Annotated in this window: 5 protein-coding genes; 2 read left to right on the forward strand and 3 right to left on the reverse strand. The window is 63.1% G+C overall.

Going from position 1 to position 15,890, the window contains the following annotated elements; all coding sequences use genetic code 11:
• Positions 1–1,158: 1,158 nt before the first annotated feature.
• Complete coding sequence (locus LE416_RS08105) at positions 1,159–2,238, reverse strand: YeiH family protein (RefSeq protein ID WP_225047999.1); 1,080 nt, start codon at positions 2,236–2,238, stop codon at positions 1,159–1,161.
• A gap of 112 nt (positions 2,239–2,350) precedes the next feature.
• On the opposite strand from LE416_RS08105, the gene LE416_RS08110 reads away from it, so the two are divergent.
• Positions 2,351–3,154 (forward strand): LysR family transcriptional regulator, encoded by an 804-nt coding sequence (locus tag LE416_RS08110; protein WP_225048000.1) that lies wholly within the window; start codon positions 2,351–2,353, stop codon positions 3,152–3,154.
• 347 nt (positions 3,155–3,501) lie between these two features.
• On the opposite strand, the gene LE416_RS08115 is transcribed toward LE416_RS08110, so the two are convergent.
• Positions 3,502–4,608 (reverse strand): SLC13 family permease, encoded by a 1,107-nt coding sequence (locus tag LE416_RS08115; RefSeq protein WP_225048001.1) that lies wholly within the window; start codon positions 4,606–4,608, stop codon positions 3,502–3,504.
• 647 nt (positions 4,609–5,255) lie between these two features.
• Between LE416_RS08115 and LE416_RS08120 the strand changes: the two genes are divergently transcribed.
• On the forward strand, positions 5,256–14,552 hold the full coding sequence (locus tag LE416_RS08120) for a mucin-binding protein (protein WP_225048002.1): 9,297 nt from the start codon (positions 5,256–5,258) through the stop codon (positions 14,550–14,552).
• 202 nt (positions 14,553–14,754) lie between these two features.
• On the opposite strand, the gene fba is transcribed toward LE416_RS08120, so the two are convergent.
• The gene (gene fba / locus LE416_RS08125) at positions 14,755–15,636 is read right to left on the reverse strand and encodes a class II fructose-1,6-bisphosphate aldolase (RefSeq protein ID WP_225048003.1); all 882 of its coding nucleotides are present in this window, start codon (positions 15,634–15,636) and stop codon (positions 14,755–14,757) included.
• Positions 15,637–15,890: the final 254 nt, after the last annotated feature.

Consider the following 15,890-nt stretch of genomic DNA (forward strand, 5'->3'; position numbering starts at 1 on the left):
AACCGTGAGTTACAGGCGCTTCGCTGAGAGGCGCCAAACAGGAGCATCCGGATCACACACGTGGTCTGGGTGCTCTTTTGTGTTCGTCCCCGAAAGCGCGCCTGGTCCATAGTGTCAAACCTTACCAGCGTTTTTTAATTACGGGTAAAACCGCGCTACAACGGTGATAACGAAACTTTTTTTGCCGGCCAAGGCCTAATATTTGACGGGAAAAGTTACCGGCGTTATGATGCCTTCAGATGATCATCTTAGCGCGGGACGACAGCTCAGAGCCACGGCTGTTGCAGTAGTCACCACGCAGGGGAACGGTCAACGGGTCGCCCCGTTAGTACCCCACCCTTACCAAGCCGGACGTGTATCGCCACCCGGCTTTCAAGTGAAATCGCTTTAGTGTAACTCCCGGTATCAGTTGAGGGAGACACCAGGGACAAAGACTGCCACCCCATGGCCGCACCGCCGACTCGCCAACCCGCACCGCGGGGCAGCCGCGACGAGCCGGAGACCGTGGGCTTGTTCCACCGTGTCATCGCAAGACCTAGCGCGATGGCTCACCTCAGGATTCACCAACACAGCAGCAAAGGGCCAGAGCCACCGCGAATCACACGCGCGGTGGCTTCGGCGCGGCCACCAGACACACGACTGGCCCGCCTTGTCGGATTGATGACGAGGCGGGCCAGTTTGCGTGTTCGGGGTCATGCGGTGCGCGGGAGGCGGCGTAACGTTGGGCGGCCTTACGCTAGTCGACCGGCTAAGTGCGCCGCGCGTCGTCCTAGATCGTCGGGCTCCGCGCGGCAACGCCGGTTCGTCTAGCTAAGGCTGGCACTTGAGGCAAAGTGCGCCTCAAGCGCCAAGCCGCCCGGCTCAATGCGCCGCGCTTCGCCCTGGATCGTCGGGCTCCGCGGCGCGACGCGGATGTGACCAGCTACGCACTGGCGCTCGGGCCAAAGCCCAGCCCAAGCACCAGCGCTAGGCTGGTCAATCCGCTAAGTGCGCGCTGCTCCGCCCTGGTCAAAAAAGCCCCCGCTGTGGCTTAGCGGGGGCAGGAGTTTGGATATGAGAAAGTGGGTTGGGGTAGAGGTAAGGGGCAAGCTTACTTCTATGGTTACAGAATAACCGGCGAGCGTGAAGAATCTGTGCCCGAAGCGCGAAGTTACCGTGTCACAGGGCCAGCAGCTTGAGGAAGGTCAGGGCGGCGACCGTCTGCAAGGCACCGACGCCCAGGCCGTACGCGAGGAAGCGGCGACCCTGGCGCATGAAGGCGCGGAAGTTCAGGCGCAGGCCGATGGCGGCCAGCGCGGTGGTCTCAAACCAGGTGGAGACGAAGTGGGCGCCGTCGGCCAGCACCGTCGGCAGTGGCAGTGCGGAGTTGAGCATGCAGAGGATCAGGAAACCGAGCACGTACCACGGCACGGGCAGGCGGCGGTGGGTCTTGGTCGGGAGAGCGGCGCCGGGTGCGGCCGCCGCATCGGAATCCGTTACGCCGGCTGGAGCAGTCTCAGCCGCGGCGACCGGCGGCACGTCCGCCGCCACGGCCCGGGAGCGCCGCACCTTTTGGGTGAAAAGCGTCACGACCACCACCAGCATGATGATGCGCGTGATCTTGAACAGCATGGCGTACGCGACCACTTGCGGGCTTAGCAGGCTGGCGCCGGCCACGACCTGGCCGACCGACTGCAGGGTGCCGCCGAGCAGGGCGCTGGTCGCCAGCAGGCTTTTCCCGAAAATCGCCTGGCCGAGAAACGGCAGCGACAGCATCATCACGGTGCCGAGCAGGTTGACCAGGGTGATCGCCTCGCCTTTTTCGCGGTCGTCGGCGCCGATGGCCGGGGCAATCGCGCCGATCGCGCTGGAGCCGCACACGGCGTTGCCGCCGGCGAACATCAGGCTCATCTGCTCGCCGAAGCCCAGGCGTCGGCCGAGCAGGTAGGCGCCGCAGATCACGGTGGTCATCATCAGGAGGACGTAGACCAGGCCGCGCCAGCCCATGTGCGCGATGGTCTGGAAGGTGACGGTCAGCCCCAGCAAGACGACGGAGTACTCGAGCAGCCGGCTTTCGGCGAGCTTGGTGCCGGCGCCCAGGCGCGGGTCGCGGCAGAGCGTGTTGCCGAGTACGATGCCCAGCAGGATGGCGATGGTCGCGCCGCCGAGCTGCGGCAGCCAGTGGGCGAGGCCGACCGCGACGAGGGCGACGGCGAAGGAGAGGGCGAAGCCGGGGAGGAACTTGGTGAGGCGTGACATGAATGGGAGATCCTTTCGGGTGCGTTTTGCCTCATTATACAAAAGACTTAATATCGGCGTTTTTAATTGTTATAATATCAGCAATCACAAAAACCGATAGCAAGGAGCCCCAATGAAAAACCTCGCAACCTTCAAGGCGGTGTACGAGACCCGCAGCTTCAGCCGCGCCGCCGCGCTGCTGTTCATCTCCCAGCCCACAGTGTCGGCGCAGATCAAGCAGCTGGAAACCGAGTTCGGTTGCCGGCTGTTCGAGCGCAACGGCCGCGGCCGGCTCGGCGTGACGCCGGCGGCCACCCAGCTCTACCAGGCAGCCAGCGACCTGCTGGCCAGCTGGGACCAGCTGCACACCGCGCTTGCCGCCGGGCCCGCCGAGCAGCGCGTGCGCCTGGCCGCCTCCCACACCTTCGCCACCGCGCTGTTACCGCAGCTTTTGCCGCGGCTGTACGCCCAGTTTCCGCGGGTACGCTTTGAGGTGACCATGGCCAACTCCTACGCGGTGCAGACCGCCGTGGCCCAGCACGATGCGGACCTCGGCTTCATCGAAAAACCGCTGGTGGCAAGCGGCCTGGACAGGACGACGCTGATGGCCGATTCGCTGGTGCTCGCGGGAGCGGGCGAGCCGTTCCTAGTGCGGGAGTCGGACTCCGGGGTCGGCTACTACACGGCGCGCTACCTGGCCGAGCACAACGCCAAGGGGCCGCGGCTGACCGTCGCCAGCAACGCGGTCATCGTCGCGCTCCTGCACCAGGGCTTCGGGCGCTCGCTGCTGTCGGCGCGCGCGGCGCAGGGGCTGGCCACCCAGCCGCTGGGCCCCGACTTTGTGCGCCATTTCTACCTGCTGACCCGAAGCGGCGACCAGGCGGTGGCGGCGCAGGTTGCGGCCGTCGCCGCCTGGGCCGCCGCGTACAGGGACTGACGACCGACTGCCAGGGCGGGCGCCGAGCTGACCGGAACGCGGCCGGTGCGGGCCGCTGAGCAAGCCGGAACACGGGCGGCTCGGCGTCCGCGGCGGCCCGAACCGCACGCGACGGACTGGCCCCAACCGGCGGCCCAGTCCGCAGGCGGCAGCCCGGATCCAACCGAGGGCCCAATCCGCAGGCTGCGACCAGCCCCCCCAGCGGCCCAATCCGCACCCGGCAGCCCGGCCCGAACCAGATAGCCCGACGCGCACTCGGCAGTCTGGTCCGCACGCGGCAGACATGTCCGCACACCAAAACACGGCCCCTCGCATCTGCGCGAAGGGCCGTGTTTTAAGGATTTTGTTTAGTATACGAAGTCCAGAATCAGCCAGCCCAGCCCGGTCAGGATGATCAGGCCGATGACGTTGAGGCCGAAGAAGTCTAGGAAGAACTTGCCATTCTTGTGGTTGCCGAAGTTCATGTACTCCTTGTAGACCAGCAGGTTGTTCATCGAGCCGATCACGGTGCCGAGGCCGCCGATGTTGGAGCCGAGGAACAGCGCCGGCGCCATCGTCGTGAACTTGCCGATCAGGACGGTCGACGGCACGTTGCTGATGAACTGGCTGGAGATGATCGAAGTCAGGAACACCGAGTGCTCGGAGGTCATCAGGCCGGAGACGAGGTTGACGACCCACGGAATCTGCTGGAGCACCGACACGATGACGAAGAAGCCGGCGAAGGTCAGGACAATCGCGTAATCGACGTCACCCATGATTTTCGGTGCCAGGGCGAAGGCCAAGATGATGGCGGCAATCGCGCCGACCCAGGACGGCAGGACGTGGAACACGCCGGCAAAAATGATCAGCGCCACGATGCAGGTGACGATGGTCGGCCGCGCCTGGATGCGGATGTCGCGGAACGGCACGGCGGGAATCGGCTGCTTTTTGACGAACAGGCTGAAGCCGAACAGCAACAGCAGGCTGGCCAGCAGCAGCGGAATCGACCAGCTGAAGAAGCGCAGGCCGGCGATCTGGTAGTGGTTCATGAGGAAAATGTTGTGCGTGTTGCCGAACGGCGTGAACGCGCTGCCGAAGTTGGCGGCCATGCCAATCAACGTGACCGGCAGGACCTCGGGCAGCTCGTACTTCTTGGCGATGCGCAGGTACAACGGCACCAGCGTGATCACCGTCACGTCGTTGGTCAGAAACATCCCGGCCACAACGGCGAGACCGAGGAACAGCCAGGTCAGCTGGCGGGTGTTCTCGGCCTTGGTGGTCAGGCGGTAGGCGAAGTAGTCGAGGATATGTAGGTGCTCGAAGATCTGGATGATCGTCATCATGGCCAGAATCGACCACAACGTTGAAAAGTTTATGTCTGCGAGTTTCGGTTTGGCAAAGAACAGGCTGATCACGGCAAGCGCCGCGGTGATCTGCAGCACCCGGTCTCTTGCGATGTTTCTGATTACGGTCATATTCACACTCTCCAAAATGACTCAACAGTACCATTTTGCGCTTATTCTGTTCCGCTGACAACGGGTTTCGTGTAAAACCTATGTAAATCTCATGCCGCCTAACAATCGCAAAAACGTTAAAAAACGGGGTAAGAAACGGCGAATAAACCGCGTAAAACCGGCATTCGTTCCTAAAAACAAAATTATGAAATCGCATTCTCAAAGATCACGTGGTGTGTAAAAAACACGTAATAACCTGTTACAATGTCGTTTATTCGTAAACAGCAACAGGCGCGCAGCCGGTTACAGACCGCTGCGCCAGCCGATCAGTCTCGGCCCTGCGGATGGACACGGAACGTCCAGGTGATGGTCAGCATAATCTGGGGCCAATCGCGAGACGTGTCGGCAAGTTGAATTCGAAGCGCAATTTAGAAGCGGCCGGCCACTACTGTCGTGACACCGGCGGTTGATCCACGCGCCGCTCACCTGAGAAATGCGGCGGGAGCACGCATGGTGTCGCTTGCAGGCCGGCCGCGGAGCTGTCACAAAAACTCAATATTTTTCAGTATTTATCTTGTATATTGAGCAAAATCGTTTAGACTAGTGGTGTAAAGTTCATTAACTGGGGGAACAGTTAGTCGGGAGTGTGACCAAGAGGAGTGGGTCACATGCAACGAAATGGACAACGCGTCAAGCTGGCTCAGGCAGCCTACCAGGAGAAGCGTCACTACAAGATGTTCAAATCCGGTAAAACCTGGGCCATCATGGGGATTTCCCTGTTCTTTGCGGGGAGTCTGAGCTTCGTGCGGCCGGCCAGCCCGGTCCACGCGGCCGAGACGGTTGAGGTGCAAAAGGCAGCACCTCAGGCGATCATCAAGAACCAGACAGACACCAGTGCAACCGGACACGTCTTTGACGTCACCCTGAGCACTGGCTTGACGGCCCCAGACTGGACAGCCGAAGATTTTCAGACCACAGCGGTTGCAGGCCTTGAGGGCCAGTACACCGCCACTTTGAGTCCCCAGGGTCTCGCCGCGCTGCAGGCGGCCAACCCGGGCCAGGCGATTGCGGCCAGCGACATCAAGACCGGGACGCTGACGGTGACCGCGGCTGCCGACAAGCAGACGTCGGCTGAAGACGGCGTGAAGGCTGCGGCCGCCAGTGCAACCGCGGGCTCTGATGCCACGCAAACCGGTGCGACGGCGACCGAAGCACCTGCCGCGGCCGAGGGCGAGATCGCCGGCACAAGTGAAGAAACAGGGTCAACCGAGGTGACGGCCAACGTCGCGTCGGGCGTTTCGCGTGAAGCGGCAAATACGCCGGATGCGAGCGGTGAAGCGGCCACGGGCACGACCACCAGTGACGCGAGCGCTGCGGATGCGAGCGCGGAGGTGTCGGATGCAACCGAACTGGTGGCGGTCCCAAGTGCGACCGAGACAGCCACCAAGCAGTCAGCGCAAAGTGTCGCTTCGGAGCCGGCACAGCCGGCGGCCACCCCAACGGAGACGACGCCAGTGAGCGCCTCGACGGCCACGCTGACGACTTCCGCCACTGAAGTGGGCTACCAGTCCGGGCAGACGGAGCTCCTGCTCACGGTTTCTATGAGCGTCAAGAAGGGCGACGTGGTCACCGTGACGCTGCCGGCCAACTCGGGCGTCTTCAAGTTCAGCCGATTCGACGATTTCCAGTCGCCCGATGTCGGCAGCGCGACGGTTGATTCGAACACAGATGGCAGAACCATCACCATGACGTTCAATCAGGTCGGACATTTCCAGCAGACCATTCATTACGAACTAAGGGATAACTACGACGAACAGTCGAAGCCGGCTGATTTCGTCGGGGTGCGTCACTACACCGCTACCGTCGCCGTCAACGGGGTGCAGACCGGATCAGCCAGCTGGACGGCAACGGCTAAGCCGACGGCCAACGTGAAATCGCCGACCCGCACTCATCCAGATACTAAGATTGGCGCAATCCTTCCGAATGTGGACTATGTCTGGGAGCTTGCGATTAACGAGGCCGATGGGGTTCGTGACGACTCGAGGACTACGAGCCGAGTTCACTCAGCGGTTAACCATGGGACTGTCATCACGGTTCCAACTCCCGCTGGGTTTGTCTTGAATGCCGAGTTAACGGCGGCGGTCAATGCCTTTCGTGACGCGACGACCATCACTCAGCTGGGCGGCGCCGGTAGCGATGTGATCATCACGGTGCCCAAAGGGTCTGGCTCGGAGAACGCCGCTGGCATGGCGCCTTACCGTATTGCCGGGCATTTTGACCTGACGCAGACGACCGAAGATCAGACGCTGACGGCGGCCGGCCCTGCGGTGATGGTGCAGCAGGTTGATTCGACGGGCACCGAGATGACCTTCACCGGCGCTACATGGACAGACACTCTGCTGGGCACCGCCAATGCGCCTCAAGTTGATGCACCTGAGTACACGACAAAAGGCAATTCCAGCAGCAACGAGGCGCAGCTGGTTTTGGACACCGACCCCGCCAACGACCCGGCATTCTTGTTCAGGCTCGGCGCGAGCTTCGACGCCGCGGCCCCGATGACAGACGCCAGCATCACCATCACCGTTCCAGACGGCCTGAATGTCAACCAAATCCAAACCCCGGCAGCCACTGCCGACTACGACTGGTACATGCCGGGGACCAAGAGCTACGGGTACGTCCTGACGTTGGCCGATGGCACGACCGAAACCGGCACGGTGGCGGCGGGCGAGACAATCACCAGCATCGGTGCGATTCGCACCGCGGTGCTGACCCCCGACTCCTTGGTCCCAGGGGTCAAGACCGACTTTTTCACGGCCTTTGGGCACCTCTCGGCCACCTACGATAACGGTGACGCGGTGAAGGTTGGCGACCAGCTGACCGCGACGATTGAACTGACTTCTCCCGAGCTGACCGAGGTTAATAACAAGCCCGGTACAGTCACCCAGACGGTGGTTGAGCCGGTGGGAACAATCAAGGTGATTGGGTATGGTTCAAGCGGCGTCAATACACCGGGCTCGACCAAAATGAGGCGTATGGCGGTCAGTTTAGCGGGTCATGCAGACCAGACGACGGATTTGATTTACGAGCCAATCTTTTACTTCGTCGTGCCGAGCGCCTTCGTTGTGGATCAGGTGGAAAGCGCCCAAGATGCCAAAATCACAACAACCGTGATTGAGGGAGGGAGCACCGTTGTGAAGGTCGACTACACCGGGACGGGTGAATCGGTTGACACCAAGGTCCAAACGGAACACAATCTGCGGGTTAACTTCCACAACGCGCCAGATGCCATGGCTGGCAGCTACCAAATGCGGGCCTACGTCACATCGCCAAACACAGCAATCCTGCAGCACACCAAGGTGACCAACTTGGCCGAAACTTTGGGCGATGCGGATGCAATCAAGGTGACCGCCGACAACTTTACCTTTCAGATTGAAACCATCGAAGGCACCTACGCGTCTAGCCTGGCGCAGGGGGATGATCTGTCGCCAACCGAGGCCGCGACCATCGATAAGAACAGCGCCAATCCGATGACCTTTTACACCGCCGTGTTGAACACGGCCGGCCAGGGGGTCACGGATGCTGCGGTCGCCGTCAACCTGCCAGAGGTCGGCGACGACCAGGGCTCGACCTACACGTTCGAGCTCACCGCGCCTGTTCAGCTGCCGGATGCCCTGACGCAGCAGGACGGCACCGTCGTTCCGCTCGAGGGGGCCAAGGTGCTCTACTCGACCAGTCGCGCTACGCTGAGCGGCACGACGCCGGACCTGACCGGCTACGTCGAGGCGGCGGCGGTCACCGACTGGTCTGCGATTCGCTCGCTGGTCATCGTGCTCGGCAACCTGCCACAAGCTTCGACCACCGGCCGCATCGCAATCGTCGGCACGGCTAAGGACATGAAGAACCAGGCGCTCAAGACCGGCTACATCGCGACGGCGCTTTACACGGCGGGCAACACGGTTTCCGTTTTCGATAAGGCCGCAAGCCTCGCCATCACCGGCACCTCGACCATCTACGCCCGGGCGCACTACGTCGACGCCGAGGGCAAGGACCAGTACATCGCGCTGCCGGATTTGGATAAAACGCTCCAGGATAACGACAAAACGCTGGAGAATGACTACCCGACCACGCTGCCGGATGACGACCTCGCGCTTTTGCCAGAGGGTTTTTCGGTGCGGCCAGACTCGCTTCACCTGGTCGACGGTGAAGGGGACGGCGTCGCCGAATTCGGCAAGGTCGTCACGGACAGCTTCGACGGCGACTTCGCCCAGTACGAGCTGGATCAGCCGGCTTCTTTGAATGTGCGCTACGTGGATGACATCACCGGGGAAGAGGTTGCAAGCACACCCGATGCCGTCCTTGGCATCACCGGTGACACCGGCACCTACACGGCTGCTGCGCCGACCGGCTACATTTTGGCGGCGGGGCAGGCCAGCACGGTCGCCTACACGCTCACCGCGGATGACTCGGACGACCTGACGATTCGTGTGATTCCCGCCACCACGACCACGACGCTGACGACCACCCGCACCATCCAGTTCAAGGGCGTCAAGACTTGGGACACCCCACCTGCGGATGTGGTCCAGGAGGCGACCTGGAACGTGGTGACCAACCTCGCCACGAACACCGCCACCTACACGCTGAAGATCCCGTACGCCGCGATCACCGTACCGGAGGTGGAAGGGTACCTGCTGGCCGCCGACAATCCGGATCTGACCCCAGACGCGGCCGGCACCGTCACGACGACCGCCCCGACCGACTCGACGCTGACCATCAATTACGTGGTGAACTACCAGGTGGTCGGCGTGACCTTCTGGGACGACGTGCAGGATTTGGCAGTCGACAATCGCCAATCAATTAAGGGCACCATCGGGACTCCCTTCGAATGGCGCGCCGACGGTAAGGGGATGCCGGGATCCTGGATGCCTTGGGCAACGCTCGACTACGTGTTGTCACCGGGCCAGCCCGCAACCGGCACCTACACCTTCACGGACGTCAACGCTCACGACACGATCGTGATTCACCTGACGCACAAAATCACGTACGGGACGGCGACCACGAAGCGGACCATCAATTTCGTTGGCGCGGGCGCTAAGACGCCGGCGGCCGTGACTCAGGCCATTGACTGGGCAACCACCAAGGACATCTATAACAGCAAGTGGGAGCCGCTCGACGTCACCTATGCGACGCCTCACGGGGCCTATGCGCCGGTGACGGTGCCCACAATCGCCGGTTACACGGCCAACTTTGTGACCGTCGACATGCTGGCGCCGGGCGCAACCACCCTCGAGCAGCTGACGAACCCGATCGTGACCGTGACCTACACCGCAGATTCGCAGACCGTCAACCTCAAGTACGTTGACGATGCGGATGGCGGCAAGCAGGTCGGCGAGCTGACGCCGCTGACCGGGGTCACCGATCAGACGGTCAGCTGGACGGCGGCAGTGCCCGACGGATACGCCTTGGCTGACGGCCAGGCCGCAAACGGCAGCGTGACGCTGGCCCCGGACGGCGCGGAGGTAGTGGTCCACTTAGTGCACACCACCACGACCACGACGGTTGAGACCACGCGGACCATCACCTTCACCGGCACCGGCGACACGACGCTGGCTCCGGTGGTTCAGCGCGAGACCTGGACCGCGGAGACGAATCAGGCGACCGACGTGACCACCTACACGCTGACGGAACCGTACGCGGCTTACACCGCGCCAGAGGTGCCGGGCTACCGGGTCGTCGGCGATTCGACGCTTGCGGCCGGCGAGCCGGTTGTGGCCACGACCACCGCGCCGGGCAACACCGGGTTTGAGTTCACCTACGAGCCGATTGAACAACATGTCGCCATTCACTTCATCGACGACATCACCGGCGAGGCCGTCAAGCTGGCAGGTTCCACCCTGCCGATGCTCGATCCACTGCTTTTTGGCAAAACGGGTGAGACCATCACCTGGACGGCATACGGCATCGGGCACGAGGACCAGTGGCCGGACCTCAAGGCGATGGGCTATGAGCTGGCGGACGGCCAGAAGCCCGACGGCAGCTACACCTTCACGGCCGACGACTTCCAGCAGATTGACGTGCACCTGACCCACTACGCCAAATACGAGGAGCTGACGGCCACGCGCACCATTCAGTACCGCGGCGCCGGCGCGCAGACGCCGAAGACCGTGGTGCAAAACGTCACCTGGAAGATGACCGGTGACGCGGTCACCGGCTACTGGGTGGGGACGCCGCAGGGCAACTACGCCCGCGTCGAGAGCCCGACCATCGCCGGTTACGACGTCAGTCAGGACGCCATCGAGGCGACCAACTTCGGCCCTGTGACCGTCCGGCTTGCGCTGCTGAGCGCCAAGGCCGACGCCATGCCGGGGGACATCACCCTTTACCTGGCCGCCGTGAACCCGGGGATGCTGAATCTGACGGAAATGGTGACCTACACGCCGCAGCCGCAAAGCGTCGCCGTCAACTTCATCGACGACGTGACCGGACAGACCATCGCCACCGACGTTCCGGTGACACTCAACCGTGTCACCGACGGTAGTGTGGACTGGACCGCCGACGGTACGGGGATGGCGGACAAGGCGACCGGCTGGCTCGACTGGCAGCTTCTGGGCTACCAGCTGGCGGAAGGCCAGGCGGCCAGCGACACTTACACCTTCGCCGATTCCGGCAACCAGCCGCTTGAAATCCACCTGACCCACGCCACGACCGTCGTGCCGGCCGCCGTGACGACGACCTACACCGTCAACTTCGCGGCGGACAACGGCCAGGACCTCGGTCTCGCGCCGAAGACCCAGACCGTGACCTGGACCGCCACCACCGACAACGTGACCAAGGTCGTCACCTACACGCCGGAGCGCCCGGCGCTTGACCTGGTGACCAGCCCAACCGTCACCGGCTACACGCCGAGGGTCGCCACGAGCTTCGGCACGCCGCTGGCGGCGACGACCACCAAGCCGACGGACGTCACCACGACGGTGACGTACTCCGGCACCCAGCAGAGCGTGCAGTTCTACTACATCGATGACACGGACACCGTGGACGGGCGCCTGGCGCTGGTCGGCACCGATTCGCGCAGCGACACCACCGCGGCGACCGGCACCTACCACGTGACCGTCCCGACCGGCTACGTTTTGGCCACCGGTCAGGCCGACACCGTGGCCTACACCATTCCGGCCGACGGCGTCACCATCTACCAGATTCACCTCGTGCACAAGCTGACGCAGAGCACAACGACGACGACGCGCACTATCACCTACACGGGCGCGGGCACCGCGACTCCGGCGCCGGTGGTTCAGACCATCGACTGGGACGTGACCACGGATGAGGCGACGCACACCACCACGCAGACCGCGAAAAACGGCTACGCGGCGGCAACGACGCCGGCCATCACCGGCTACACCCCGGATCAGGCGACGGTGGCCGCAGTTGCGGCCGACGCTGCCGAGTTCAGGGACGTGACCACGACCGTGACCTACGCGGCGGACAATCAGACCGTGGCGCTGCGCTACGTCGACGACGCCGAGGGCGAAAAGCAGGTTGGCGAGACCAAGACCCTGACCGGCGTGACCGACGCCACGGCGGACTGGACGGCAGAAGTGCCGGAAGGCTACGTTTTGACGGGCGGCCAGGCCGCGAACGGCACCGTGACCTTCGCACCGGGTGAACACGAGGTTGTCATTCACCTGACCCACGGGGTGACCCACGGAACGGCGACGACGACTCGCACCATCACGTACGCGGGCGCCGGCACCAAGACGCCGGCACCGGTGGTTCAGACCATCGACTGGCTGACCACCACCGACCTGGTGACGGGCGCGACGATGGCGACGGCGCATGGCGCCTACGCTGCGGCGGACAGCCCGGTTGTGGCCGGCTACGGTGCCGACCGGGCGACGGTTGCCCAGCTGGCACCTGCACCGACGGCAACGCCGGCGAACTCGGCGGAGTTTGTGACGTACACCGCGGGCAATCAGTCCGTGGCGCTGCGCTACGTCGACGACGCCGAAAACGGCGCGCAAGTCGGCGACACCAAGACCCTGACCGGCGTCACCGACGCCACGGCGGACTGGACGGCAGAGGTGCCGGAAGGCTACGTTTTGGCGGACCGCCAGGCCGCGAGTGGCACCGTGACCTTCGCGCCGGGTGAACACGAGGTCGTGATTCACCTGACCCACGGGACGGCGACGACGACTCGCACCATCACCTACACGGGCGCCGGCACCAAGACGCCGGCACCGGTGGTTCAGACCATCGACTGGAGCACCTCGACCGATAACGTGACGGGCCAAACCGTTGCGACGGCCCAGGACGGCTACGCGGCGGTCGGCACTTCGACCATCGCCGGCTACACGGCGGACTTGGCCAACGTTGACGCGGCCACGCTTGCGCCGACGACGCTTGATGGCCTGACCGACACCGCGGTGACGGTGACCTACAAGGCCGACGCCCAGACGGTCACCATCAAGTACGTCGACGACGCCAAAAACGGCGCCCAGGTCGGGGACACCACGTCGCTGACCGGTGTCACCGACGCCACGGCGGACTGGACGGCAGAAGTGCCAACCGGCTACGTTTTAGCTGACGGCCAGGCCGAGAGTGGCACCGTGACCTTCGCGCCGGGTGAACACGAGGTTGTGATTCACCTGACCCACGCGGTGACCCACGGGACGGCGACGACGACCCGGACCATCACCTACGTGGTGAATGGCGCGGCGACCGCCCCGGCACCGGTGACTCAGACGGTTGACTGGCTGACCACGACCGATGTTGTGACGGGCCAAACCGTTGCGACGGCGCAAGGCGCCTACACCGGTGTCACCAGCCCGACGATTGAGGGTTACACCCCGGATCAGACGGTTGTGGCCCAGCTGGCCCCGGCGCCGACCGCAACGCCGGGCGACACCGCGGTCACGGTGACCTACACCGGTGATCAGCAGACGGCCAAAATCATTTTCACCACGCCAAGCGTTGTGATGCTCGCGGAGACCACGGCGACGGGGGCTTCCGACACCGCGGTGCCGGCGTCCAGCTACGAAACGCTGCTTGCGGCGTTCATCGCCGATGGCTACCAGGTTCAAAAGAACGAGGCGGCCGGCGCGGTCTTCGACCACGACGACGCGGTCGAGCAGCGCTTCGAGATCGTCCTAATCCGGCCGGACATCACCAACCCGGGCGGTGGCGAAACGAACCCAGGTGGCGAGACGAACCCAGGCGGCGAAACGAAGCCAGGCGGTGAGACGAACCCAGGCGGCGAAACGAACCCAGGTGGTGAGACGAACCCAGGCGGCGAAACGAACCCAGGTGGTGAGACGAACCCAGGCGGCGAAACGAACCCAGGCGGTGAGACGAACCCAGGTGGCGAGACGAACCCAGGCGGTGAAACGAACCCAGGCGGCGAGACGAACCCAGGCGGCGAAACGAACCCAGGCGGTGAGACGAACCCAGGTGGCGAGACGAACCCAGGCGGTGAGACGAACCCAGGCGGTGAGACGAACCCAGGCGGTGAGACGAACCCAGGTGGCGAGACGAACCCAGGTGGTGAGACGAACCCAGGCGGTGAGACGAACCCAGGCGGCGAGACGAACCCAGGTGGCGAGACGAACCTAGGCGGTGAGACGAACCCAGGCGGCGAGACGAACCCAGATGGTGAGACGAACCCAGGCGGTGAGACGAACCCAGGCGGTGGCGATACGACGAACCCGAATGAAGGAACGCCGACAACGCCAACAACCGATGTCACGGCGCCGCACCTGCCGATCACTGGCGGAAGCGGCGACGACACGCCGACCGCGCCGCTGACCACCGCGGCGACGAGCAAGACCGACACGGCGACTGCAACACCGGCGACTGCGACGGGCAAAAACCTGCCGCAAACCGGCGAGCAGCGTAACACCGGGCTGGTCGCACTCGGCCTGACCATGATCGGCGCCCTGATGGCACTGGCCGGCAAGCGTCGCAAGGAGGACTAGCCCACCCGAAGCAGGGCTGGCCCACGCCTTAGCAACCCGACGCTTCGTCCTTCCGCCGCCAAGGGTGGGGGATGAAGCGAGCACGCAGCACAAAGAACCGGTTGCAGATTATCTGCAATCGGTTTTTTTGGTGTGCGCGGCAATTGAGGGCAAACAAAAAGCCGGTCGCAATTGCGATCGGCTTTTTGAGGCAGAGGTCTGATTAGATCTCGGCCGGAACCAGCTTAACGGACTTGGTGCCCATCCAGCCGCAGATTTCCTCGAAGGTATCCGTGATGGCCTGGGTGCCAGGTGCCAGCAGCTTGCGAGGGTCGTAGCCCTTGCCCTGCTTGTCCTTGCCGGCTTCGATGTATTCGCGGGTAGCCTTGGCGAAGGCAAGCTGGCATTCGGTGTTGATGTTCAGCTTAGCGATCCCCATGGAGATGGCCTTTTCAACCTGGTCCTGAGGAATGCCGGAGCCACCGTGCAGAACCAGAGGCTGCTTAACGGCGTCCGCAATTTCCTGCAGACGGTCGAAGTGCAGACCCTTCCAGTTGTCAGGGTATGGGCCGTGGATGTTGCCGATGCCGGCAGCCAGGAAGTCGATGCCGGTTGCGGCAAGCTGCTTAGCTTCTTCAACGGAAGCCAGTTCGCCTTCACCGACAACGCCGTCTTCTTCACCACCGATGGAGCCAACTTCGGCTTCGACGGAGATGCCCTTGCTGTGAGCCAAGGCAACGATTTCCTTGGTCTTTTCAAGGTTTTCATCGAAAGGCAGGTCGTGGCCGTCGAACATTACGGAGTTGTAGCCAGCCGCGATGGCTTCCTTAGCAGCTTCGTAGTTACCGTGGTCCAGGTGGATAACAACGGGAACGGTGATGTCCATGGACTTGACCGTTGCTTCGATCAGGCCCTTGCACAGTTCGTAGCCGCCCATGTACTTGGCAGCGCCCATGGAAGTCTGGATCAGAACTGGAACGTTCAGTTCTTGCGCACCCTTAAGGATGGCGCGGGTCCATTCCAGGTTGTTGGTGTTGAACGCACCAATGGCGTAGTGACCTGCACGAGCAGCTTTGAACAATTCGGTGCCGTTAACTAAAGGCATAAGTGTTTTTCCTCCTAAAAGATGAAAACAAATTTTTTTACTCCTTCATTCTAGCATACATTTTCAGAATTTGCCGCCTAAATTTACCGGCGCCAAACGCCGCCGCGCTGGGCCTTGATGCGCCGGCGTTGGTAGCGGTTACGCCGGAATGCCAGCCGCGTTTGCACAAAAATCCACGGCCGCGCCGCACGGTTTGCGCGCGACACTTCGGCGCCGGTGCGACGCGGCTGGCCGGCCCGAAAATTATAACCTTG

It is taken from the genome of Lacticaseibacillus kribbianus (assembly GCF_020180945.1).
GTDB classification, from domain to species: Bacteria; Bacillota; Bacilli; order Lactobacillales; family Lactobacillaceae; genus Lacticaseibacillus; species Lacticaseibacillus kribbianus.

Bases quoted from the DNA above. Each gene is read 5' to 3' on its own strand.
- LE416_RS08105 (WP_225047999.1), bottom strand. From the start codon at position 2,238: ATGTCACGCCTCACCAAGTTCCTCCCCGGCTTCGCCCTCTCCTTCGCC.
- LE416_RS08110 (WP_225048000.1), top strand. From the start codon at position 2,351: ATGAAAAACCTCGCAACCTTCAAGGCGGTGTACGAGACCCGCAGCTTC.
- LE416_RS08115 (WP_225048001.1), bottom strand. From the start codon at position 4,608: ATGACCGTAATCAGAAACATCGCAAGAGACCGGGTGCTGCAGATCACC.
- LE416_RS08120 (WP_225048002.1), top strand. From the start codon at position 5,256: ATGCAACGAAATGGACAACGCGTCAAGCTGGCTCAGGCAGCCTACCAG.
- fba (WP_225048003.1), bottom strand. From the start codon at position 15,636: ATGCCTTTAGTTAACGGCACCGAATTGTTCAAAGCTGCTCGTGCAGGT.